Source organism: Gallibacter sp. Marseille-QA0791, from assembly GCF_965119705.1.
In the GTDB taxonomy this organism is placed as follows: Bacteria; Bacillota; Clostridia; order Peptostreptococcales; family Anaerovoracaceae; genus Lentihominibacter; species Lentihominibacter excrementipullorum.
On record NZ_CBCPMH010000001.1, the window covers coordinates 1950280 to 1973701 of the forward strand.

Here is a 23422-nt window from a genome sequence, read left to right on the forward strand (position 1 = left end):
ATATGTTGATTGCTCTTGACTGAAAAGGTCCATGTCCCTCAAGCTCATTGGATTTTATCATCACCGATGCGAACATCGAAAATATTGATAAATTTTCGGAGCGGCACAGCAAAGCTTATAGTAAAAATTGTATTGACAATGCTAAAATGCTATTATATAATGCAAAATATGATTAATATGATGGGGAGAAACTTATCTGAATCTGTAAATCAAAAGGAGAGAGGTATGAGAACATATAACGACAAGATGTTTATAGAGACTTTTGAGCGGGAATATACTTGGCTCAATGGATTCATGAGGAATGTGACTCGTTACGGCTGGAGGACGGCGCTGATAGACCCGTTGACGGAGCGGAGCTGGACTTACAGGGACCTCAATGGCGAGGTCAACAGACTGGCCCATGCGCTGAAGGCTGACGGTGTGGGAAAGAACGATGTGGTCATGTCGGTGCTGGTCAACTGCCCGGAATTCTGCTTTTCGTATATTGCGCCGAGGAAGGTGGGAGCCATCGTGAACCTGGCAAATTTCAAGTTGTCGTCGGGGGAACTGTCGCTTCTGATAGAGCACAACAAGCCTAAGGTTATCATCTATGCCGCCGAGGTGCGGGACATGGTGGCGGAAGCCGTGGAGATGTCCAAGCACAAGGCTGTCAGCGTGGTCATGGCCGACAATCTGGAAAATGACGCGGTGCCGGATGGTCATATCGCCTACGAAGACTATGTGGCAGGAAAGGCGGAGTCCGACCCGGAACGTGATTTCGAACCTCATATATACGACGAAGTGGTGAGGATGTGCACCAGCGGTACATCATCCTTGCCTAAGAGCGTACCTATCAATGATATCAATGAGGTGCTGTCGGCTCACGACGCTATCATGCATTATCCCCTCAATTGTCACGATGTGTGTATGAATATGACGCCGCTGTTCCACAGAGGAGGGAGCCATTCAGGCGGGACCTGCCCGACTTTTTACGTGGGAGCTACGCTGGTGCTGATGAGAACTTTTTCTCCGAGGACGACGTTGCAGTACGTGGAAAAGTACGGTATCACATATCTTACGGGGTCGCCTGCTACCCTGGGACTGCTGGCCCACGTTCAGGAGAAGACGCCTTTCGATCTTTCCAAGCTGAGAGGACTGGTGACCATGGGAGCACCGCTGGAAAAAGCCGCCTGCAAGAGATTTCTTGAAGTGCTCACTCCTAACATCCTCAACGGCTATGGTACGACGGAGACTTTCTGGAACTCCTTCCTCAGACCGTACGATTTGCCGGATTACGCGGGAACGGTAGGAGGAAGCTGCATCGACGACGAAGTGAGAGTGGTCAAGATCTACGATGACCACAAGGCGGAACCGGATGAAATGGTTCCTATGGACAACGAGACGGTAGGCGAGATAATAATCAGGAGCCCGGCCAAGAGCACTTACAGCTATTACAACAATCCTGAGGAAGAGGAGAAGAAGTTCTACAAGGGATGGATGTATACAGCCGACGTAGGATTCTGGGATGAAAATCTCTACGTCACCATCAACGGCAGGAAGGACGATATGATCGTATGCTCCGCCGAGAATATCTATCCTACCCAGATCGAAGAGATCCTCAACGAGTTCGATAAAGTGGAGGATTCCATCGTCACATCGGTATCGGATAAGGCCAGAGGACAGGCGGTGGTCGCCTATGTTGTCGCCAAAGACGACAGTCTGACCGTAGCGGAGCTGTCGGATTACTGCACCGACCATCCGATGCTTTCGGCATACAAGAAGCCTAGGTGGTTCAGGATCGTCGACAGTCTGCCTCATACGGCTACAGGCAAGAAGATACATTATATAATGAAGGAACAGGCTGAAGAGGACCTGAAACAAGGCCTCCTGAAGAGGAAATAGGTGAAGACATGTGGGACTACAGGAGAAGAGTGCGTTATTACGAGACTGACAGGATGGGCGTGGTGCATCACTCCAATTACCTGCGGCTGTTAGAGGAGGCGCGTCTGGAGTGGATAGACCAGCACGTGATGCGCTACAGCCAGATGGAAAGGATGGGCGTCATAATCCCGGCCATCAGCGCTTCGGGCAAATTCAAGGAATATCTCAGGTTCGACGATCTGTTCGCCATAAGGGTGATACCGAAGAAGTTCAACGGAGTCAGGTTCAGTTTCAACTATCAGATCTTCAACGTCGAAAACCATAAGCTTTGCTACGAAGGGGAAAGCGAGCACTGCTTCGTCGCGGATGGCGATTATAAGCCCATCTCCCTAAAGCGAAAATTCCCGGAGCTTTATACGGCCTTTCAGCAGGCTATGAAGGGATAGGGAAAACGATGGGTATATAATATAAGGCGAATAATTGAATTTTGCAAAAGCGGGCTGTCGCGCTAACGGTATATCATCCGTTGATGCGACAGCCCGCTTTCTCAAAAGACGACGTTGCGCCATAAAGAATCTCGTCACCTTTGCTTCTCCATGTGTTCTTTGACCACGTCCAGAAACAGCGAAGCGGCAGGATTCAACAGCGATTTTTTCCATGCCATGGCGCAGGAGATAGAATAACTTTCGTCTATGGGAACCGTTTCAAACCGTTCCGAGAGCATATCGCCCGGCAGTACGGCCGGTAATATGGATATCCCCAGACCGGCGCTGACCGAAAGCAACACGGAGCGGATATCGCTGAACTGATTGACGATGGACGGCGAGAATCTGTGGCTCCTGCAAAAGTTCATGATTTCCATGTAGAGGATGGGATTTTCCTCTTCCGAAAGGAGGATGAACTTCTGTCTGGCCAGGGAGGCGATGTCGCGTCCCATGTCTCCGTTCGGCTCCTTGGGAAGGACGAAGGTCAGGTTATCGGTGCTTATCTCCATCATGTCGAACTCGTCGCTGTCGGGGAGCATGTCGGAATAGAGAAAGTGAAAATCGTAAGGGTCGTCGTTTTCATCGATGAGGATTTCACCGCCGGAAACATAGGTTATGTCAACCACCACATCCGGATAGGCCCGGCCGAAATCCTCCAGGCATTCTCTTAGGAAGGTGCCGGAGGTGTTGACGGTGGCGATGGAAAGCCTTCCTTTGGCTCCGTCGTGAAGCTGCTTGACGGCATAGGAGCCCTTGCGGGCAGCGTCCAGGATCTCCTGGGCATAGGGGATGAAGGTGCGTCCCTCCGCTGTAAGCTGCACGTCCCTTTTAGTCCTGTAGAAAAGCCTGACTCCCAGCTGTTGCTCCAGATCGTTGATGTGCCTGCTTATGGTCGACTGGGGCACACCGTTCTGACGGGCCGCGTTGGTGAAATTGAGCATTTTGCTGACTGCCAGGAAGCTCTTTATCTGATTGAGATGCATAGTCCATACCTCATTTGTTGACACTGGATTTTCGTGGTGGTATCATCAAAGGAACAGACGATACTTATCCGAAAAAAACGTGTTTTTAAAACATTTATCCGTTTTTGCTATTATATAATATGAGGGTCGATATGTAAAGCATATGCTCGCCCAAACCGGCGGGGTCCCTCGGGATGTGCGGAGGAATCATGACAGCAGCGAAGGAGAAACTGGTCGTTACAGGGATGGGCGCTATCACTCCCATAGGATGCGGCGTCGATAAGTACTGGGATAGTTTAATAGAAGGGCGATGTGGCGTCGACAGGATAAGCCGGTTCGACGCAGAGAATCTGGCGGTGAAGATCGCCGCGGAGGTACGCGATTTCGATGTGGAGTCCTATATGCCCAGAAAGATGATACATGAGACAGATGCCTTCACCCAGTACGCATATGCCGCAGCAAAGGAAGCCATCGGCGAAAAGCTTCCGGCAGCGCCGGAGAGGACCGGCATCGTCATGGGAACGGCAATGGCAGGAGTTGCGACTACAGCCGAGACCCAGGAGATACTGACCAACGCTGTCCACAAGAACGTCGGACCTAGATTCGTCCCTCGGATATTGGGAAATATCGCAGCGGCGCAAATAGCCATATCGTATGGCATCAGCGGCCCCAGTTCCACCATTTCCACGGCATGTGCTTCCGGCTGCGACGCCGTCTCCATGGCGGCGATGATGCTGCGTGCCGGAGAGGCTGACGCTGTGGTGGCGGTGGGCTCCGAGAGCATACTGTGCCCGCTGGTCATATATTCGCTGGCCAATGCTCACACTCTCTCCAGAAGCAACGATGATCCGCTCCACGCCTGCAGGCCCTTCGATATGGAAAGGAACGGTTTTGTCATCGGCGAAGGCGGCGGCGCTCTCGTCATCGAGACTGAAAGCCATGCCCTGGGGCGGGGCGCGGAGATATATGCGGAGCTGGCCGGGTGGGCCAACAACAACGATGCATACCATGTTACCGACCCTGATCCGGAAGGGAAGAAAGCGGCTCAGTGTATTGCGTCGTCCATACAGAGGGCAGGCCTCGCGCCTGAAGATGTGGATTATATCAATGCCCACGGGACAGGAACGAAGCTGGGGGACAGCGCGGAGCTGGCTGCCATCGGAGCGGTTTTCGGAACGCCGGACGACAGTCGGCAGGAGGGCGGGACGGACGGCTCGGACGGAACGTATCATGCCGGACCGGCCATCAGTTCCACCAAAGGCGCCACCGGCCATGTGATGGGAGGCGGGGGACTCACCGAATCCATCGCATGTATCAAAGCCATCGGTACCGGTGTCGTTCCGCCGACGCTGAATCTGGAAGAGCCCGAAGGCTATTTCAACATCGTTGCAGGGAAAAGCCTCAGGCGGCATGTAGACGTGGCCATCAATACCGCCTTCGGTTTCGGCGGTCAGAACGCCAGCCTCGTCTTCAGGCGATACGAGAGGTGATGGCGGCGAGAAAATAGGGAAGAAAGAGGGAGCTGACGTGCTGACATCCATGAGATGACAACACACAGCTCCCTCTTCAGAGGTTATTTGAAAAATTTTGTCAGAAAACACATTACCTGTTTACTTCCTGAATTTGTCCATGATATCCCTGTTGGTATCCAGGTCAGGCTTGGATTCGGCTGGAATGAGGGACTCGTAAGTCTTGCCGTCCAAGCGCTCTTTCAGTTCGGCCTGGGCTTCGCCGATAATCTCGGGATGGGTCAGCAGATCGTAAGCCGTAGAAGCCAGCGTCTTGCCTACCACCTCCAGGGCTTCCTTTCCTACGGCGCTTCCGGCGAACTTGGCCGACGTCCAGGCGTGCCAGCCGGAATCCTCCGATGGAGCGATGGCTACGTTGAGGAAGGCCACAGGGGCGAACCAGCTGTATTCTGAAGAGTCGGTAACAGGCTGGCTGCCTACTACTGTCTCCAGGATCTCTCCCGTGTAGCCGGTCTCCTTTACACCCATGGTCTTCTGGATGGCCCTGGCAGCTTTCTGGTCTTCTTCTGTGTATTTAGGCGCGCCTACCTCCCGCAGGTTTTCCTCCAGCAGTTGGTTTATGCGAAGGTTAGGAATGAAATCGTGGGTAGCCGTGATGACTTCCCTGGTGACGGTGGTGCCTGTGGCTCTAGCGCAGCCTTCGGCGCAGTCGGTGACTCTTTCCAGCACATCCGCCAGCATTTCCGCATCCTTCATCCTGGCTACGCACCAGAGGATGGTGGTGGCGGGAACTACGTTAGGGAAGCTGTTGCCGACGTCGGGAAATGCGTAGTTTATCGTCGAAGGGGAGGATTCGCTGCCCGGTTTTATGTGTTCACGCAGCATCTCTATGGCGTGGCCTGTCAGCATGGCGGCGTCCAGAGAGCTTCTGCCGTTCCACGGAGCGTTGCCGTGGGAGCTGAGGCCTTTGAAATGGAACTTTACGTTGAAATAGGCGTTGGTATCGCCGGCGGCCGCTCTGTTGAGGTGGCTCGGGTGCCAGTCCAGGAAGGCGTCGACGCCTTCGAAGAGTCCTTCTCTCGCCATGAAAGGCTTTCCTATGCAGAGCTCTTCGGCAGGGGTACCGAAGATCTTTATGGTTCCCTTCATCCCTTTGTCCTTCATCAGTTCCTTGAGGGCGGTGGCGGCCAGGATACCGCCGGTGGCTATCAGGTTGTGGCCGCAGCCGTGGCCGGGAGCCAGTGGAGTCACCGGGCAGTGCTCCGTTGCGTCCTTGTCCTGGGAAAGTCCGGGAAGGGCGTCGTATTCGGAGCTGAAGCCCAGCACCGGTTTTCCCTCGCCCCACTGAGCGATGAAGGCCGTAGGCATTCCGGCGACATTTCTCGTTACATTGAAGCCGTTTTTCTCCAGGTAAGCGGTCAGCTTGTCCGAGGCCTCGTATTCCTGCATCGAGAGTTCGGGATGCTCCCAAAGGTAGTCGGAGATCTCGAAGAGTTCCCCTTCGTTCTCATCTATCCACTTGTAGAGTTTTTTCTTGTCGTCCATAGTGTTACCTCGCTTTAAAAATCTGAAGATTTTTGTGAATTATTTTATCCTGCAAATATATATAGCAAGAGTCATACCAATGCCCGTAGGGGCCGGCTGCCAGCCAACGACCCATTATTGGGTGAGATAATTTAAAAGATTCAGATAATTATGTGTATACACGAGCAAATTCAAGGGAAGAGCAAATGACCCAGAAACGACTTGCCGACCCGTTTTTGGGTCGGGCGTCGTCCGATGACTGCTGCGCTCCGCGAGGTTGCCGGGAAGCCGGGATGCGCCGTCTGCCGCGGGGCTGATGAAAAACCGGGTGCGGTGCCGTGCCGCAGGGCTGATGAAAAACCGGCTGCGCCGCCTGCCGCGAGACTGATGAAAAACCGGGCGCGGTGCGTGCCGCATCAGTCGCTGCCCGGTTCTCCTTTCACGTATTTCAGGTACTTCCTGCTGGCGCCGGACTGACTGATCTTCAGCTTTCGGGCTACGTCGTAGGTGCTGGCCCCGTCTTTGAAGGCCATCCTCACCAGCTCTCCCTCCACCGTCTCGAGGGCGTCCTTGAGGGGCATCAGCTTGCTGACGTGGATGCCGTCGTCGTCGGTATCGGTCATTATCCTGATATTGTTGGGCAGGTCCCATTCGGTTATGATGCCGCTTTTATTGGTCACCAGCAGCCTTTCTATCATGTTTTCCAGCTCCCTTATGTTGCCGGGCCATTTGTAGAGATTCAGCAGTTTCATGGCGCCTTCGTCGATGGCGGTGGAACGGTTGTAATGCTTGTTGAATCTGTTCACGAAGGAGTTTATCAGCGGGGTGATATCGCTCTTTCGTTCTCTGAGAGGAGGGATGTTTATAGGAACGATGTTTATCCTGTAATAAAGGTCGTCCCGGAAAAGCCCTTCAGACACCAGGTTTTCAAGATTTTTGTTGGTTGCGGTGATTATCCTGACGTTGACAGGTATCTGTCTGGTGCCGCCTACACGGGTGATGGACTTGTTCTGGAGAGCATGGAGCAGCTTGGGCTGCAGCTGCAGCGGCATGTCGCCTATCTCGTCCAGAAACAGAGTGCCGCCGTCGGCTACCTCGAAGAGGCCCGGTTTTCCGCCCTTCTGGGCGCCGGTGAAGGCTCCTGTCTCGTAGCCGAAAAGCTCCGACTCTATCAGCGATTCAGGTATGGCGGCGCAGTTGAGTTCCACGAATTTCTTCTTGGAACGGGGGCTGTTCTCGTGGATGTATTTGGCCAGCACGCTCTTGCCGGTTCCCGTCTCACCGGTTATCAGGACGCCGGAATCGGCGGAGGCTATCTGCTTCGCGAAATCGTAGAGCTTCTGCATCTTTTCGTCTTCAGAGAGAAAAACAGGTGCGGAGGAAGTGGCGGAACCGGGAGCAGCGCCGTCCTTTTCGCGCTGGGTGGTATAGTAGCGGTTCAAAAGCTCCAGCTCACTTACAAAGCGGGCATTGCTGACGCACAGCCGCACTTCGCCGTTTTCGTCCATTACGGGAACGGTGGTCGCTATGGCATCACCGCCGCTGCCGTGCTGCATGAAGCTGAGCCGCCGCTTTTCCTTGATGGCCAGCAGTACGCCCGACGGTTTATAGGGCATATCGGTTACGTTTTTGCCTATTACATCCTCTCTGGCCATGTGGCTCCTGTCGAGAAAGGTCTTGTTGACGAAGAGGATGTTCCCCTTTCCGTCGGCCAGGTGGAAGCTGTCTACAGCGTTGTCCAGGGCGGTAAGGAACAGGTCCCGCTCCTTGGCCACCCGCAGCAGCGCATTGTAGATCCTGTCGGGATCCGCCTCATCGCCGTCGCCCAGGTCTCCGGGCTTCAGTATCTCTTTCAACTTCTCCAGATATTCTTCGAATCCTATGTCTCTGTCAGACATGGCAGTACCTCCTTATTGAGAAAAAACCTACCTTGATTATACAACGAAAAGGAGTCGGGGGATATGCCCGACTCCCGTGCAGCGCTCGTCCTGCTTAAGCAGTCAGCTTCTTTTCTTTCACATCGTGGATCTTGAAGGCTACGAATCTCAGGATAGCCGCGATGGCGACCGAGACGCAGGCTACGATCCAGAATCCGGAATAGCTTCCCGTTGCGTCGTACACCATTGCAGCCACCGTTCCGCCGAAGGCGCCGCCGATGCTGGTAGCCATGTTCATGACGCCAACCAGGGTTCCGTAATCCTTATCGCCGAAGAGGCCGTTGACCATCAGCGGAGGAACTACCGTAATGGTAGGGCCGCCCAGTCCGTAGCAGGCGATTACCAGATATACGAATATCATCGGCGAGCTAGGCATGATGAACAGCATGGCGAAGGTGCAGGCGAATATGATGGTGGAAATGATGGTGCTGGCTCTGATGCCCAGCTTGTCGGTGATGAAGCCGATGACAGGCTTGCCGACGATGAGGGATCCCAGCATGAATCCGTGGAATGATGCGGCGCTGGCATCGTTGATGCCGCAGCCTACGAAAAATGCAACCGAGTTTGCCAGTAGAGCGCTGGAGGCCAGAACCACCAGGACCGTTGAGAGAAGCGCGATATAGAATTCAGGTGTACCCATAGCTTCCTTCAGGTTCATGCCCTTCTTTTCCGACGGATCCTTCACCTTTTCCGTCTCGTCTTCACCCATTCTGGTGAAGCCCTTGGCTTCAGGGTTATCGTTGGCGAAGATCAACACCAGTATCATCAGCGCAACGTATACGATGGCCAGGGTTATGTATCCCATTCTCCATCCGCCTGACGCGATAACGCTGTTGAGGATCGGAGAGAGGATCATTCCGCCCAGGCCGCTGCCCAGGAAGGCGATGCCGGTGGCCGTTCCTCTGACCTTACCGCCAAACCACTTGTTTATCATGATGGAAACAGGCATCGGGACAGTTCCCGCAAATCCTATGCCCAGGATGATGCCGAAGATGTAAAATGAAGTCATGGAGTCGGCTCTGGAGAAGCCGATGTAGCCTACGATGCCGCAGAGACATGCGAAGGCGACCCACAGCTTCAGGCTGTATTTTCCCATCAGTTTCCCCAGGAACGGAGAAGCGACGATACAGGCCAGCGACATGACTACCATGTACGACATCCAGGTACCTCTGTCGATACCCAGGTCTTCCGTAACAGGAAGAACGAAGACACTGGTAAGGGATACGAATCCCACGTAAGCAAAAGTCATCAAGATAAGTCCTAAGAACACCACGATCCAACCGTAGAAGAACCGCCCGTTCTGCGTAAATTGGATATCCTTCATAAGTAATACCTCCTAAATAAATGTAAAAATGAAACGTATCGAGGATAGAAATAATTCACGCATATAACTAAAGCAAGTTCCGTGCCAAGAGGCTGGAAATGGGTGTGGGAATAGGTGTGAGAATGGGCGTGGAAATGGCAGGAGTGCCCAAAGGGTGTGGGCCCTGTGGAAATGGCGGGGCGTCAGCGGCTCCGATGGGACAACAAAAAAATGCATCAAAAATTGATGCATGTGATGCATAAATTTATACAGCGCCGCGAAAAATAATCGTATACAGATGATCGTTGTCGTAGGTGAATTGTTTGCGGTGCGCCCGGATAGAAAAGTGACAGGTTATAAGTTTTGAAGGGGCAGCGTGACCTCGGTGGCAACACCTTCGATTTTCAGCGAACCGTCCGAGAGGGCGGAGCTTTCGTATATCAGAGGCGGGTATTCATCAGAGGGCGAAGCGGCGATGAATACCAGCAGATCTTTGTGTCTGTAGAACTTACGGAGATAAGGGCTTGAATCTCCGGCGGAGAAACAAACCACCTGGCCGGATTCGATGGAGTCGGTTTTCCGGATCAAAACGCGGGATCCCTTCAGTATGTGCATGCTCAGCATGCTGTCATCCGGTGCAGTAAAATAGAAGGCATCCGAGGAACCATGAGAGGCTTTTGCAGACACTCTTTCCCGTGGGACGTCATATCCCATGAGCCACGCTTCCGAAACGTTGAGGGCGCGTGCCAGTTCATAGAGGTTTTGCTGCTTAGGAGCGAAAGAACCGCTCAGATATTGACTCATGGCGCTTTTTCCGATACCGGTCTTTCTGCACAAATCGACCTGCCTGATATTGTTTTCTTTTATAACGAGATTAAGTCTTTCCGAAAAAGTAGCTTTTCCCATCTTTTACCTCTTGTTTATAAGCTTCGTAAATATTATAATAGCAAATTTAAAAAACATCAACCAGACAAAAACCATAATTGTGTACAATCTCATCCTTAAAGACTGGATGTTAAATGATGACGAAATTTGTAGAAGGGGGTATTGCTTTTTGTGTAGGGGGTGTATATAATAGTTTATAACTTCTAAACAAAAGAAAGACGAGATGATGTCCATGATTTACAGGTTCAACTATGAAAAGCTTGTCGGTGCGGTCGATGATAAGGGGATGACCAGCAGCGAGGTGGCTGCTTCCCTGGACATCCCGGAACGGCATTATCTCCTGAAATTATGTAATTGCGAGGAGTTTACGATGGAGGAGATAAGCATACTGGCAGACCAGATATTAGAAATATCCCCTGAAGAAATTCCTGAATACTTTTTTTGCAGAGAGATGTAGCGGATAATGAATATGTCATGGCTCTTGCTGCACTGCGGGAAGGGCTATGTTTGTCTGCGAATTTTGTTTAGATAAACTGAAATTTTGTCGGGTAGAGGGCATGAGAACGCAAGGGAACAGAGAGGATACCGAAGATACTTGAAGCAAGGACGCAGTGAAAAGGGCTGCAGTATATAGAACAGGATAATATGAACTACAATCGTGCAGAAATGAGAAAAAAGAAATGGGAACATTGGAAGACTGTTGCCATATACCTGATGATCTACGATATTATCGTGGTAAACGGTTCCTATTTTGCCGGCCTTCTGCTGAGGTTCGATCTGACCTATTCTGCCATCCCGGCGGAATATCTCAACGCTTTTTTTAGATTCGCCCCATTCTACACTGTCTTTTCTCTGATAGTCTTCTGGTTATTCAATCTGTACAACAGCATGTGGCGCTTTGCCGGTTTCAGTGAGCTTAACCGCATCCTGGCGGCGTCCGGGATAACCACGGTTTTCCATGTGATAGGGATAACCGTCTTCGTGCTGCGGATGCCCATTTCCTATTATATCTTCGGCGCGGTGATACAGTTCTGCCTGGTGACGGCCATAAGATTTGCATACAGGTACATAAACCTGGAGCGGGCCCGCAGGGAAAAGAACACGAATGCGTCTCACAACGCCATGATAATCGGAGCAGGCGCTGCGGGACAGGTGATATTGAAGGAGCTTAAAAGTTCCAACGGCGCGGTGGCAAAGCCGCGCTGCGTGATAGATGATAATCCCAACAAGTGGGGCCGCCGGATAGAGGGCATCCCCATCGTAGGCGGCAGGGAAAGCATCCTGGAGGCCGCGGAAAAATACGGGATAGATCAGATAATGCTGGCCATGCCGTCAGCGTCGGCGGAGAAACGGCGGGACATCCTGGACATCTGCAAGGAGACTGGGTGCGAGCTGAAGATACTGCCGGGGATATACCAGCTGGCCAACGGCGAACTGACCCTGAGCAAGATGAAGCCGGTGGCGGTGGAGGACCTGCTGGGCAGGGAGACCATCAAGGTGGATCTGGATGAGATAATGCGGGAGCTGGAGGGGAAGACCATTCTGGTGACCGGCGGCGGAGGGTCCATCGGAAGCGAGCTGTGCAGACAGATCGCAGGACGAAGGCCAAAGCGGCTGATAATCTTCGATATATATGAAAACAACGCTTATGAGATAGAACAGGAGCTGAAGCGGAAGTATCCGCAGCTGGCACTCACCGTGCTGATAGGTTCGGTGAGGGACAGCAGGCGGATGGAGCTGGTCTTCAGGAAATACAGGCCGGACATCGTCTATCATGCGGCCGCTCACAAACATGTGCCGCTGATGGAGACGAGCCCTGCCGAAGCCATAAAGAACAACGTGGTGGGAACCTACGTGACAGCCTACTGGGCCATGAGGTGTGAGGCGAAACGCTTCGTCCTCATCAGCACCGACAAGGCAGTCAACCCTACCAACATCATGGGAGCCAGCAAGCGGCTGTGCGAGATGGTGATACAGTGCATGGACGCCGTCAGCAAGGAAGGCAGGACAGACCTGCTGCCCAGGATGGAAATAGGGATGATGGGAAGCGTTGGCGGTGCCGGTACAGTGTCGGCGGACGAGGAAGGCGGCCTGGGAGATGGAGTTAGAAGTATGACTTTGGGAGCCATGGCCGCGACTGATGATAACTTCGACAGCAAAATCCCTGCCGTAGCCACAGTCGCAGCCGCGGCAGGCGGCATCAGAAGAATGATCCCGGAGGCGGCAGGCGGCACCTTAAGCAGCCGTACATCGGAAACGGATGACTGCGTGAAGATAGCCTGCGTCAGAAACAAGGATCGAAAGGGTACCCAGTTTGTGGCGGTCAGATTCGGCAATGTGCTGGGGAGCAACGGCTCGGTCATCCCGCTGTTCAAGAAGCAGATAGCGGCAGGCGGGCCTGTGACGGTGACCCATCCCGATATCATCAGATATTTCATGACCATACCGGAAGCCGTCAGCCTGGTATTGCAGGCAGGAGCCTATGCCTGGGGCGGGGAAGTGTTCGTGCTGGACATGGGCGAGCCGGTGAAGATAGACACCCTGGCCAGGAACCTGATAAAGCTGTCAGGCTACAAGCCGGACGTGGACATCAAGATAAAATACGTAGGACTTCGGCCGGGTGAAAAGCTTTTCGAGGAAAAGCTGATGGCTGAAGAAGGATTGAAAAAGACAGACAACGAGCTGATACATATAGGAAAGCCGATACCATTCGATACGATGGACTTCTTGAAGAAGCTGGAAAGGCTGGCCTACGCCAGCTACGAAGGCATGGGAGACATCGTCGGGATGGTGGAAGAGATGGTGCCGACCTTTCGGCCCGAGGATAAATTCCATAAATATAGGAAAGCGTGAATGAAAATGCTGAAACTTATGTATATTACAAATAACCCTCAAATTGCGGCCATTGCAGAAGAGACAGGCGTAGATATAGTATTCGTAGATTTAGAGTATATGGGTAAAAAAGAAAGACAACATGGGATGAATACAGTGGTTTCTAATCATAAGGAAAGTGATATTGAACCTATTGCTCAAATACTAAATAAATCTGAAGTATTGGTTAGGGTAAATCCAATAAATGATGACTCTTTTAGGGAAATAAATTCTGTAATATTAAAGGGTGCACAAAAAATAATGTTACCAATGTTTAAAACCCCAGAAGAAGTTAAAACATTTATAGAAATTGTTGATGGAAAAGCTGTAACGGTATTATTGCTAGAGCACATTGATGCGGTACGGTGCCTTGATGATATATTACAGATTCAAGGGATAGATGAGATACATATTGGATTGAATGATCTTCACTTATCAATGCAAATGGATTTTATGTTCGAACCGTTTGCAAATGGAATGGTAGAAAATATAGTAAAAAAGATTAAAGAAAAAGACATTCCGTTTGGAATAGGAGGTATTGCAAGATTAGGTCAGGGTTTATTGCCATCAGATATTATAATTGCGGAACATTATAGACTTGGGTCTTCGGCGGCTATTCTTTCACGAACGTTTTGTGATTTGAAAAAGGTAAAAACATATCATGAAGTAAAAGCGTTATTTGAACAAGGAGTTAAAGATATAAGAAAATATGAAGAAACATTGCTGAAAAAAGACAATGATTTTTTTGAAAAAAACAAAGAACTTATGGACGATAAAATTAATGAAATAGTTAATAAAAAAGGACTGGGGACAGAATGAGAAGCTATAAAATATATGTTCCAAGAAATATAATATTAATTTCTCTAATTATTATATTCATATATATCGCATTTTTTTTTGATAGTTGTGGACTGTTTTGTGTTACAACAGGCTTATTGATTATTGTTGTTGGAAGAAACAGCTTGAGAAACAAGGTTTTTTCATTTTTCACCCTTTGTTTGGTAATATGTGGAGTATATTTAGGGATATACGCTTTCGATTTTATACCACAAGCGTATACCTTGTTAAATATAAATAAAAATGTGGTGTTCTGGTTGCAATCAGGTCATATACACGCAATAAGATTATTGATAGCCTATCCATCATATATAATGTCACAGATTTTTGAAATAGAGTTAAATCTAGCATTTGGATATTATTGTGCAATAGTGTTTTCGATGTTGTACTATTATTTGACATTGCTTTTGGAATTATATGGTAACATGCGGAAAAAAATAGATAATTATGTGCTCCTCATATTTATATTACTTTTGTGTGCGGTAATGAATGGTAGAATTAGTTTTGCATTTTTGGGGTTTGCAATATTATTACGTGAAATGACAGCGTGTTATTGTGAAACAAAACCAAATAAATGGTTAAATCGATATATGAAGGTAATTATAGGCGTTGTTTTAAGTGCGGTTAGTAGCGGTACGATGGTTATAGCAATAAGTTTTACTATAGTGATGTTTATAATGCGAATTATAAAATATAAGACTTTAGGAAAAATTCATTGGGAAGCGATTAGACTGCTAGCAATATGTACAATTTTTTCCGCATTATTACATCGTGGAATGAATTATGTTCTATTTATGATAAATAAAAATTTGACTTTCTTTGATGGTAGTGTATTTAAATTGTTGCAACATGGTTTGGGAAGAATTTTCGGTAATATATCAGGTTCAATTGCCTTAATGGTATGTGTATTTGGAATCGTTGCAATTATTATTAATATTATAGTTTTGCTAAAAATATATCGAAAACAAAAGGATACTTTTCCTTTAGTGTTGGGAAGTAATATGGCACTTTATGGATTACTGGCGGGATTCTCTACAGGATCTATAAGTTTAGTTCCCTTGGTAATAATTATTTTGATTAAAGGAAAGGGGGAAATTGTAATGGAATCGAATGCTGTAGAAAGGATTATAAATGTTTAATAGCAAGAGTATTTCGGGCTCTATAAAAATTGTAATTATAACATTACTGGCAGTTAAACTTGTAGGGTTTTTAAAACAAGCAGTTATTGCGGCATATTTTGGAACATCGGGAGAAATAGACAAATTTCTGTTAGTATCAGAAACAATGGAACAATTCGGAGGTGCAATTTGTTCAGCTATTGCCATAACATTTTTAACAATATACACAGAAGTATTACTTAAAGGAGGAAGAAAGGAAAGTAATAAGTTAATATCTAATGTACTTAGCTTTATTTTACCAGCAGTGATTTTTCTCGCAATAATTTTTATAATTTTTTCAGATCAAATAGCCAACATTATTGCACCAGGATATGATAAAAGCGAAAATGCAATTGTGTCTAAGTACATAAAAATTTTTGCCGTAACACTAATAAACATATTTATATATTACGTATGTAATTCAATACTTGAAGCGGAGAAAATATTTTTTCCCGGGAAAGTTGTAGGAGTGATAAGAAGCTTTTGTATAATAATTTCAATCATAATGTTGTCAAAAAGGTTAGGTATTGATGCAATGCTCGTAGGTACTATGGCATATTATCTGCTAGAAAGTGCGTTTATTTTTATATGTGTAGTTAAAAAAATCGGGTTTTATTTTTGCAAACCATGGAAGGACGAAAGAGTTAAATACTTACTTAAAATAAGTATACCGCTTCTAATAAGCAATGGCATTTTACAGATTCAGGGAATAATAGATAAGGCTATTGCATCAGGATTACCAGAAGGAGGGGTATCAACATTATCATATAGTGGTTATCTTTATAATACGACACATAGTGTTTTAATAGGAAGTATTTGTGCGGTTATATTTTCATATTTTACATCATATGTGGCAGAAAAAAGTAATGATATTTTATTAGAAACCATGTACAGGTGTATAAGAAGTCTGACTTTAATTTTAGTATTTGTTACACTTATTTTTATTGGATATTCATTTGATATAGTTGAAGTAATATATGAAAGAGGAGCCTTTGGTGCATCAGCAACAGAGGATGTTTCGACAGCATTCTGTATGTACAGTATAAGTCTTGTTTTTGTAGGAATTAGAGACATAATAGTAAGAGCCCATTATGCTCATAAAAATAATAAAAAGCCAATGATAAATGGGATTATTGGAGTTATTATAAATTGTTCCGTTAGTATTTTATTAGCTCAGATATGGGGATTTGCAGGAATAGCATTAGGGACAAGTCTTTCATACATAGCAATAGCCGTATTATCCTGCTTTACAATTAAAAGTGATATACAAGAATTTAGAATTATGAAATTAGCGCCTTTCTTTATAGATGTAATAATAATTTCTGTAGGTGTAGTTGTTACAATGTTCTTATGTAATAAATTTATTAATACTAGTATAACTATTATGGATTTTATAATCAAGGTATGCATAACAGGCTTAGTATATATTTGCGGAGTATTTTTATTAAAACTTGAAGAAAGTAACAAAATCAGATCTGCAATATTAAAATTATTGAAACATAATTAGGGAGAAATACTATGTACAAAAAAATTTTTAAAAGAATATTGGACTTGTTGTTTGGGGTCGTTATAGGAGCTATACTAATAATCCCTATAATGTTAATTTATGTATTAATAGTGCTAATGGAAGGTAAACCAGGTATTTTTAAGCAAATAAGAATAGGGCAAAATGAGAAACCATTTTGCATATATAAATTTAGAACCATGGTTAATAATGCGGAAATGATAGGACCGCAATGTACAAAAATAGGAGATAAAAGAATTACAAAAATTGGTAAATTTTTAAGAAAAACAAGTTTAGATGAGCTTCCGCAGATTTTAAATATCATAAAGGGAGATATGAGTTTTGTTGGCTTTAGGCCTGGAGTTCCTGAAAATTATAAGGATACAGATTATCATTCAAGAATGTTTGATGTCAAACCCGGGATTACCGGATATGCGCAAGTTAATGGTAGGAGCAGCATGACGTTAGAAGAAAAGAGAAAATGGGAACAGAAATATATTCAAGATATTTCCTTTAAAACGGATCTAAAAATCATTTTTAAAACTATTGTTTGTGTCTTAAAAAGAAGTGGGGTCACTTAAAAGAAAAAGGTGTTGTGTTGTATGAAAAAAAGAGTGTTTATGGTGTCCTATGGTGGCGGTCATGCAAATATTATTCGTAATATTTATCTTGAATTAAGCAAAGATAGCAATATTGAGATCATATATCTTGCTTTGACGACAGCACCGAATCAGCTAAAGGGGAGGAGTGTTAAATATATTACAGTGAGGGATGCGGCAAAACTCCTTTCTGACAGGGAAGATGTTAAGAAATTAGGAATTTTATATGGTGAACCTTTCCATAATTCACAAATAGGCGTGTCATTAGAAGATACTATCTATTATTACGGTATAGGAATGCATGATCTCATTCAAGAATATGGTAAATATATAGCAGAAGAAAAATTGGAGAGATATGGGAGAAAGATATTTCTGCCGGTTGATTCCATGAAAGAGATTGTAAAAAGCATTAATCCTGATGTCTGTGTTATTACGGCAAGTCCTAGAATGGAAATGGCAACAGGGATTGCTGCTGATGGATTGGGAATACCTGTTGTACGAATTAATGATTTGCCTATTTGCGAAAAGCTTAGTCATAATTGTATCCTTTGTGTAATGAATGAGTGGGCAAAAGCGTACGCAATAGAAAAAGCAGGCGTTTTGGAAGAAAATATTAGAGTAACAGGACAGCCCGTTTTCGATGAAGATGAAGTGGAGCCTGAATGGCTTGCTGAATTTAATAAAGAAGCAGCGAAGTATAAAAGAACAGTTGTGTTTTTTACAGAAAACGGGAAAAATCAAAAAAAAGAGTTGGACAGCTTATATGAAATAGCGGAAGAATTAAAAGATGTTTTGTTTATTGTGAAGATTCATCCGAATCAAGAAGTGGAAAGCTTTTGTGATTCTCCTCAAAAAAACGTTTGGATCAAAAAAGGGTTGGCAAAGAATTATCTGCATGTAGCAGACGTGGTTATCACTACATTTTCGACAACAGGTATGGAAGCGGCTATGAGAAAGATACCATTAATTGAGATTAGGTTTGACGAGGAGACATATGCACTTGATTATGCAGAAATGGGGATAGCGCAGTTGGCAAGAAACAAAGTGGAATTATTTAATGAAATCAAGGCATTGCTTGATACATCCAGCAAAGAATATAAAAGCCTGATGAAACGCTACAAATTATTTAAGAAAATTCCCAATGCAAGCAGAAATATCTGTGCCGTTATTAAAGAACAGCTCTAAATGAATAGAAGGAGGACGAGCTTTGATTGGATTAATAGCAGGGAAAAGCGGAGATTCATTAACAGACGAATTGCATAAGAGAGGATACTCTGTAGCTATTGTTTGTGGCAAAGATAATGAACCGGGGGTCGACAAAGCAGACACTAGTTTGGTTGCGGACTTATCAAGGCACGAAGAGATATATGATTTTTTTTCTTCGCATTCAATATGTAAAGTGATTTTTGGCACAGGGCATAGGTTGGCATTTGATTTAGCAGAATACTTAATTTCAAAGGGATTTCTCGTCAATATTGATGTAGAAAAAAGCAGTATGGCAAAAGATAAATGGAGATTTAAAAAAGCGCTGAATAGTATAAATGTAAATACTCCTCAGGCTGTCATAATAAATAGTGTTAATGAATGTGAACGAATTGAAACTTTTGGATTTCCATGTGTTGTCAAGTCCGTAATAGATACGGTTTTACCATGTAAAGTTGACAATGTATTTGAATTGAGAGAAGCAATTGCTGAAGTTTTAAAAACAAAATCACAAGCATTCGTAGAAAAATATATTGATGGTAATGATTGTACAGTAATGGTTGCAAGTGACGGTTATACGGTTAGAAATTATGGAGTTACATATTATAGTAAGGCTAAAGAGTATAAATTAAGAGGATTCAATAACGCTCATTCAAATAGAATGACTTCAAAAGAAGAAAGAAAAGTATGTGAAATTGCAGAGAAAATTGTTTGCCAATTACAATTTAAAGGGCTTGTTAGGGTGGATTTTATCATCTCTGATGAAGTATATGTATTGGAGTTAAACTCTGTTATTGTAACGGGATATACAGGAAGTGCCTATCCTTTTTTTGAAAAAGGAGGTATCAACGTAGCCAGTTTGGCTATTGACACGGCATTGTCTATATTGAATGAGAAATAAAAGTGTTTATGTAATACAAGGAGAAGCAAAATGGAAAAAATACTTGTAACCGGGGCTGATGGATTCATAGGGAGTCATTTAACAGAAGAACTCGTAAGAAGAGGATACAACGTTAAAGCTTTTGTATACTATAATTCCTTTAACAATTGGGGGTGGTTAGATACTACGCCTAAAGAAATATTGGATGAAATAGAGATTTTCCAAGGGGATATAAGAGACCCAAACGGTGTACGTGAAGCAATGAAGGACGTAAATGCAGTTTTCCATTTGGCAGCGCTGATTGCAATTCCGTTCAGTTATCATTCTCCTGATACATATGTTGATACGAATATCAAAGGGACATTGAATGTTTTACAGGCTGCCAGGGATATGAATATTGAAAGGATTTTAGTGACATCTACGTCAGAAGTTTATGGAACGGCGCAGTATGTACCAATAGATGAACATCATCCGTATCAAGGACAGTCACCGTATTCAGCAACTAAAATAGGAGCAGATAGGTTAGCGGAGTCGTTCTATAGATCTTTCGATTTGCCGGTAACCATTGTCAGACCATTTAATACATATGGGCCGAGACAGTCTGCAAGAGCTGTTATACCAACGATAATAACACAATTATTGGCAGGTAAAACAGAAATAAAGCTGGGGGCACTGACTCCGACGAGAGACTTTAATTATGTTTTGGATACTGTCAATGGATTTATCGAGATATATAAATCTAAAAAGACGATAGGCGAAGAGATAAATATTGCCACACAGAAGGAAATTTCAATAGGACAATTGGCGGAGGAACTTATAAGACAAATAAATCCAAATGCAAAGATAATCTGTGATGAAGAAAGGCTGAGACCTGAGAAAAGTGAAGTCAACAGATTGCTCGGATCAAACTCAAAGATAAGAGAACTCACAAATTGGAAGGCTAAATATACCTTTGAAGAAGGGCTTGCAGAAACTATCGAGTTTTTAAAAAATAATTTGGATAAATATAAGATAGATATATACAATTTATAGGAGAAAAGATGAGTAGAGAGTTCATTCCATTATCAGTGCCTAATATAAAAGGAAACGAATTGAAGTATATTACTGAAGCAATAAAAACTGAATGGGTTTCAACAGGTGGCTCATTTATAAATGATTTTGAACGGCGTACTACTGAATATGTTAAATCTGTTGGAGCAGTAGCTTGCCAAAGTGGAACCGCCGGCATACACTTGGCTCTTGTTGCAAACGGGATCGGTGCAGATGATACTGTCATAGTTCCTGCATTAACATTTATAGCAGCAGTAAATCCTGTCTCATATGTTGGAGCTGAACCGGTATTTATGGATTGTGATGACTCCTTATGTATGGATATGGATAAAGTAGAAGGATTTTGTGAAGAACAGTGTATTTTTTCGGATGGGAAGCTTGTGAATAAAGCGACCGGTAGACAAGTAAAAGCCATGATAGTTGTTCATGTGTTCGGTAATATGGCTGATATGGAAAAAGCCGTAGATATAGCTAACAAATATAACCTTATTCTTGTTGAGGACGCTACAGAAGCATTAGGAAGCTATATTAACAAAGGGAAATTTGAAGGAAAATATGCAGGAACTATAGGAAACGTTGGGATATATTCCTATAATGGCAATAAAATCATAACCACCGGGGGTGGTGGGATGGTTGTATCAAATGATGATAAATTGCTGGAACGTATAAGATATCTATCCACACAAGCAAAGGACGATCCGTTGTATTATATCCATGATAATATCGGATATAATTATAGAATGACAAACCTTCAGGCAGCAGTAGGGTTGGGACAAATGGAAAAGCTTGAAGACTTTATAAAAATAAAAGAAAAGAATTACCGAATGTATAGCGATTTGGGAATAGATTTAATAAAATTCAGAGATAACACACGCCCGAATTATTGGTTTTACAGTTATATTACAGAACACCGGGATAAATTGATAGAGTATTTGGATAGTGTCGGTATACAAACACGACCGATATGGAATTTGATTTGTGACCTAAAGCCGTATAGAAAATGTATAAAATATAAGATAGAAAAAGCAAAACAGTATTGGAATGAAGTGGTAAATATTCCATGCAGCACTAATCTGCATGAGAGCGATCTGGAACGAGTTGCATCTGAGATCAAGAAATTTGAAAGGACAGCAAATGGATATTAAAGAATATATTGCAAGCCCGGAAATATCAGTATTAGATGCGATGCAGGCCATAAATTCGAATGCTAGAGGTGTCATATATATATGTGATGACAATAGATTGTTGGGTGTAGTTACTGATGGAAATATAAGAAGGCATATTTTAAGTAATGGCGCTCTTGATATAAATATATCTGAAATAATGAATACGACTCCAAAGGTCATAAAGCAAAGCGATGATGTGGATTGTTATAGATATATGGAAGAAAACAACATTACTTCTGTTCCAATTGTAAATAGTAAGGGAAATGTCATAACAATTAAATTTTTAAACGCTGAGACTGCATATAGGTCGAGCGATCTGCATATTCCGGTTGTGATAATGGCTGGAGGTAAAGGGACACGGTTAAGTCCTTATACTGATGTATTGCCGAAACCATTGATTCCTGTGGGAAATGAAACGATAACCGAGTTAATAATATCACGCTTTCAAAAATTTGGGTGCAATGAGTTCAATATGATTGTAAACTATAAACGTAATCTGATAAAGGCGTTTTTTTCTGAAGCTGACAAATCATCCAACATTAAATTTACTGATGAAGAGAATTTTCTCGGGACTGCAGGGGGGCTCAAGCTAATAGAAAGTGATTATAAGTCGACATTCTTTCTTACTAACTGCGATATTTTAGTTGAGGCTGATTACGGGGACATATTGGAGTATCATAAGATAAACAAGAATATTTTAACCATGGTCTGTGCTGCGAAAAAAGTAGAAATACCCTATGGAACGATCGAGCTCAATAGCGAAGGGAATATAGTAAAGTTAGAAGAGAAACCAAGTTTTTCTTTTATGGCGAATACTGGTTTTTATGTTATAGAACCAGAATTTATAAAGTATATTCCAGAAAATACATTCGTACATATAACGGAAATAATTGAAAAATGTATAGACATGGGAGAGCGTATTGGGATGTATCCCATTAGTGAGAATGCGTGGTTCGATATGGGGCAAATGGGTGAATTGGAGAGAATGAAGCGATATTTAGAAAAAATGTAACAAGGATGCCGATGATGAAAACATTAGGAATTATTACTGCCAGAAGTGGCTCGAAAGGTCTCAAGGATAAAAACATCAAGATGTTGAACGGGAAAGAGTTGATTGCCTATACTATAGAGGCGGCTATTTCTTCAAAGTGTTTTGATACTGTGATGGTTTCTACTGATTCAGAGAAATACGGGAAGGTAAGTATGAAATATGGTGCAGAAGTCTCTTTTTTGAGAAGTCAAAAGACTTCTGCTGACGAAGCGACAACGAAGGAAGTAGTAATCGAAGTTTTAGATAATTACCAAAAACAAGGGAAAGCATATGATAGATTCGTGATATTGCAGCCGACTTCTCCGTTGCGTACGTCTCGAAATATTCAGGAAGCAGTAGATTTGTTTGATAAGTTATCAGCAAAAGGCGTTGTTAGCGTATGTGAGGTTGAACATTCGCCTCTTTGGTGCAATACGCTGCCAAAGGACAAGTCTTTAAAGGGATTTTTGCAAACTAATCAGAATTATAGACGGCAAAATCTTGAGACATACTATAGGCTAAATGGTGCAATATATTTGTATGATACGGAGTACTATTTAAATAGTGAAGATGTATATGGGGATAAAGTTTTTGCCTATATAATGAAAAGAGAGGAGTCCGTAGATATTGATACACAACTAGATTTCGACTTCGCGGAATTGCTAATGGTGAAAAGATCAAATTGAAATTCAGGTGGATG

General features: G+C 44.5%; 20 protein-coding genes. 15 read left to right on the forward strand and 5 right to left on the reverse strand.

Features of this window, described 5'->3' with window-relative positions; genetic code table 11:
* The first annotated feature begins 225 nt into the window (after positions 1-225).
* Positions 226-1881, forward strand: coding sequence for a class I adenylate-forming enzyme family protein (locus ACQY69_RS08995; protein WP_428260191.1), 1656 nt, complete (start codon positions 226-228; stop codon positions 1879-1881).
* Positions 1882-1889: 8 nt separating this feature from the next.
* Positions 1890-2306 (forward strand): acyl-CoA thioesterase, encoded by a 417-nt coding sequence (locus tag ACQY69_RS09000; protein ID WP_428260192.1) that lies wholly within the window; start codon positions 1890-1892, stop codon positions 2304-2306.
* A gap of 134 nt (positions 2307-2440) precedes the next feature.
* On the opposite strand, the gene ACQY69_RS09005 is transcribed toward ACQY69_RS09000, so the two are convergent.
* A complete protein-coding gene (locus ACQY69_RS09005) occupies positions 2441-3328 on the reverse strand; it encodes a LysR family transcriptional regulator (RefSeq protein ID WP_428260193.1) in 888 nt (295 codons plus the stop codon).
* 188 nt (positions 3329-3516) lie between these two features.
* On the opposite strand from ACQY69_RS09005, the gene ACQY69_RS09010 reads away from it, so the two are divergent.
* Complete coding sequence (locus tag ACQY69_RS09010; RefSeq protein ID WP_428260194.1) at positions 3517-4797, forward strand: beta-ketoacyl-[acyl-carrier-protein] synthase family protein; 1281 nt, start codon at positions 3517-3519, stop codon at positions 4795-4797.
* 120 nt (positions 4798-4917) lie between these two features.
* Here ACQY69_RS09010 and ACQY69_RS09015 read toward each other — a convergent pair whose 3' ends face one another.
* The 4 genes from ACQY69_RS09015 to ACQY69_RS09030 all read right to left on the reverse strand — a co-directional run bounded on the left by ACQY69_RS09015 (position 4918) and on the right by ACQY69_RS09030 (position 10446).
* Positions 4918-6321, reverse strand: coding sequence for an amidohydrolase (locus tag ACQY69_RS09015; RefSeq protein ID WP_428260195.1), 1404 nt, complete (start codon positions 6319-6321; stop codon positions 4918-4920).
* Between the two features lie 395 nt (positions 6322-6716).
* Positions 6717-8198 (reverse strand): sigma-54 interaction domain-containing protein, encoded by a 1482-nt coding sequence (locus tag ACQY69_RS09020; RefSeq protein WP_428260196.1) that lies wholly within the window; start codon positions 8196-8198, stop codon positions 6717-6719.
* A gap of 94 nt (positions 8199-8292) precedes the next feature.
* On the reverse strand, positions 8293-9561 hold the full coding sequence (locus tag ACQY69_RS09025; protein WP_428260197.1) for an MFS transporter: 1269 nt from the start codon (positions 9559-9561) through the stop codon (positions 8293-8295).
* Positions 9562-9894: 333 nt separating this feature from the next.
* Entirely contained in the window at positions 9895-10446 is a 552-nt protein-coding gene (locus tag ACQY69_RS09030) for a S24 family peptidase (protein ID WP_428260198.1), read from the reverse strand.
* A gap of 211 nt (positions 10447-10657) precedes the next feature.
* Here ACQY69_RS09030 and ACQY69_RS09035 point away from each other — a divergent pair, with 211 nt between their 5' ends.
* From ACQY69_RS09035 to ACQY69_RS09090, 12 genes are all read left to right on the forward strand, one after another.
* Entirely contained in the window at positions 10658-10882 is a 225-nt protein-coding gene (locus ACQY69_RS09035; protein WP_428260199.1) for a DUF739 family protein, read from the forward strand.
* 188 nt (positions 10883-11070) lie between these two features.
* Positions 11071-13278 (forward strand): polysaccharide biosynthesis protein, encoded by a 2208-nt coding sequence (locus ACQY69_RS09040; protein ID WP_428260200.1) that lies wholly within the window; start codon positions 11071-11073, stop codon positions 13276-13278.
* Positions 13279-14115, forward strand: coding sequence for an aldolase/citrate lyase family protein (locus tag ACQY69_RS09045; protein WP_428260201.1), 837 nt, complete (start codon positions 13279-13281; stop codon positions 14113-14115).
* On the forward strand, positions 14112-15272 hold the full coding sequence (locus ACQY69_RS09050; protein ID WP_428260202.1) for a hypothetical protein: 1161 nt from the start codon (positions 14112-14114) through the stop codon (positions 15270-15272). Before ACQY69_RS09045 ends, ACQY69_RS09050 begins: the two co-directional genes overlap by 4 nt.
* Positions 15265-16797 (forward strand): lipid II flippase MurJ, encoded by a 1533-nt coding sequence (locus ACQY69_RS09055; protein WP_428260203.1) that lies wholly within the window; start codon positions 15265-15267, stop codon positions 16795-16797. The genes ACQY69_RS09050 and ACQY69_RS09055 overlap by 8 nt, the downstream gene beginning before the upstream one ends.
* An 11-nt stretch (positions 16798-16808) precedes the next feature.
* Positions 16809-17375, forward strand: a complete 567-nt coding sequence (locus ACQY69_RS09060; RefSeq protein ID WP_428260204.1) for a sugar transferase — start codon at positions 16809-16811, stop codon at positions 17373-17375.
* A gap of 21 nt (positions 17376-17396) precedes the next feature.
* Entirely contained in the window at positions 17397-18578 is a 1182-nt protein-coding gene (locus tag ACQY69_RS09065) for a CDP-glycerol glycerophosphotransferase family protein (protein WP_428260205.1), read from the forward strand.
* 22 nt (positions 18579-18600) lie between these two features.
* Complete coding sequence (locus ACQY69_RS09070; RefSeq protein ID WP_428260206.1) at positions 18601-19497, forward strand: ATP-grasp domain-containing protein; 897 nt, start codon at positions 18601-18603, stop codon at positions 19495-19497.
* Positions 19498-19527: 30 nt separating this feature from the next.
* The gene (locus tag ACQY69_RS09075; RefSeq protein WP_428260207.1) at positions 19528-20508 is read left to right on the forward strand and encodes an NAD-dependent 4,6-dehydratase LegB; all 981 of its coding nucleotides are present in this window, start codon (positions 19528-19530) and stop codon (positions 20506-20508) included.
* 8 nt (positions 20509-20516) lie between these two features.
* Positions 20517-21671 (forward strand): LegC family aminotransferase, encoded by a 1155-nt coding sequence (locus ACQY69_RS09080; protein ID WP_428260208.1) that lies wholly within the window; start codon positions 20517-20519, stop codon positions 21669-21671.
* A complete protein-coding gene (locus ACQY69_RS09085) occupies positions 21661-22704 on the forward strand; it encodes a sugar phosphate nucleotidyltransferase (RefSeq protein ID WP_428260209.1) in 1044 nt (347 codons plus the stop codon). The genes ACQY69_RS09080 and ACQY69_RS09085 overlap by 11 nt, the downstream gene beginning before the upstream one ends.
* Positions 22705-22718: 14 nt before the next feature.
* Positions 22719-23408: a cytidylyltransferase domain-containing protein gene (locus tag ACQY69_RS09090; RefSeq protein WP_428260210.1), complete on the forward strand. Its 690-nt coding sequence runs from the start codon at positions 22719-22721 to the stop codon at positions 23406-23408.
* Positions 23409-23422: the final 14 nt, after the last annotated feature.

Excerpts from the sequence above, each read along its gene's own strand:
- ACQY69_RS09080 (WP_428260208.1), top strand. The coding sequence starts at position 20,517 with ATGAGTAGAGAGTTCATTCCATTATCAGTGCCTAATATAAAAGGAAAC.
- ACQY69_RS09045 (WP_428260201.1), top strand. The coding sequence starts at position 13,279 with ATGAAAATGCTGAAACTTATGTATATTACAAATAACCCTCAAATTGCG.
- ACQY69_RS09055 (WP_428260203.1), top strand. The coding sequence starts at position 15,265 with ATGTTTAATAGCAAGAGTATTTCGGGCTCTATAAAAATTGTAATTATA.
- ACQY69_RS09035 (WP_428260199.1), top strand. The coding sequence starts at position 10,658 with ATGATTTACAGGTTCAACTATGAAAAGCTTGTCGGTGCGGTCGATGAT.
- ACQY69_RS09090 (WP_428260210.1), top strand. The coding sequence starts at position 22,719 with ATGAAAACATTAGGAATTATTACTGCCAGAAGTGGCTCGAAAGGTCTC.
- ACQY69_RS09085 (WP_428260209.1), top strand. The coding sequence starts at position 21,661 with ATGGATATTAAAGAATATATTGCAAGCCCGGAAATATCAGTATTAGAT.
- ACQY69_RS09005 (WP_428260193.1), bottom strand. The coding sequence starts at position 3,328 with ATGCATCTCAATCAGATAAAGAGCTTCCTGGCAGTCAGCAAAATGCTC.
- ACQY69_RS09050 (WP_428260202.1), top strand. The coding sequence starts at position 14,112 with ATGAGAAGCTATAAAATATATGTTCCAAGAAATATAATATTAATTTCT.
- ACQY69_RS09025 (WP_428260197.1), bottom strand. The coding sequence starts at position 9,561 with ATGAAGGATATCCAATTTACGCAGAACGGGCGGTTCTTCTACGGTTGG.
- ACQY69_RS09010 (WP_428260194.1), top strand. The coding sequence starts at position 3,517 with ATGACAGCAGCGAAGGAGAAACTGGTCGTTACAGGGATGGGCGCTATC.
- ACQY69_RS09030 (WP_428260198.1), bottom strand. The coding sequence starts at position 10,446 with ATGGGAAAAGCTACTTTTTCGGAAAGACTTAATCTCGTTATAAAAGAA.
- ACQY69_RS09015 (WP_428260195.1), bottom strand. The coding sequence starts at position 6,321 with ATGGACGACAAGAAAAAACTCTACAAGTGGATAGATGAGAACGAAGGG.
- ACQY69_RS09020 (WP_428260196.1), bottom strand. The coding sequence starts at position 8,198 with ATGTCTGACAGAGACATAGGATTCGAAGAATATCTGGAGAAGTTGAAA.
- ACQY69_RS09040 (WP_428260200.1), top strand. The coding sequence starts at position 11,071 with ATGAACTACAATCGTGCAGAAATGAGAAAAAAGAAATGGGAACATTGG.
- ACQY69_RS09000 (WP_428260192.1), top strand. The coding sequence starts at position 1,890 with ATGTGGGACTACAGGAGAAGAGTGCGTTATTACGAGACTGACAGGATG.
- ACQY69_RS09075 (WP_428260207.1), top strand. The coding sequence starts at position 19,528 with ATGGAAAAAATACTTGTAACCGGGGCTGATGGATTCATAGGGAGTCAT.
- ACQY69_RS08995 (WP_428260191.1), top strand. The coding sequence starts at position 226 with ATGAGAACATATAACGACAAGATGTTTATAGAGACTTTTGAGCGGGAA.
- ACQY69_RS09065 (WP_428260205.1), top strand. The coding sequence starts at position 17,397 with ATGAAAAAAAGAGTGTTTATGGTGTCCTATGGTGGCGGTCATGCAAAT.
- ACQY69_RS09060 (WP_428260204.1), top strand. The coding sequence starts at position 16,809 with ATGTACAAAAAAATTTTTAAAAGAATATTGGACTTGTTGTTTGGGGTC.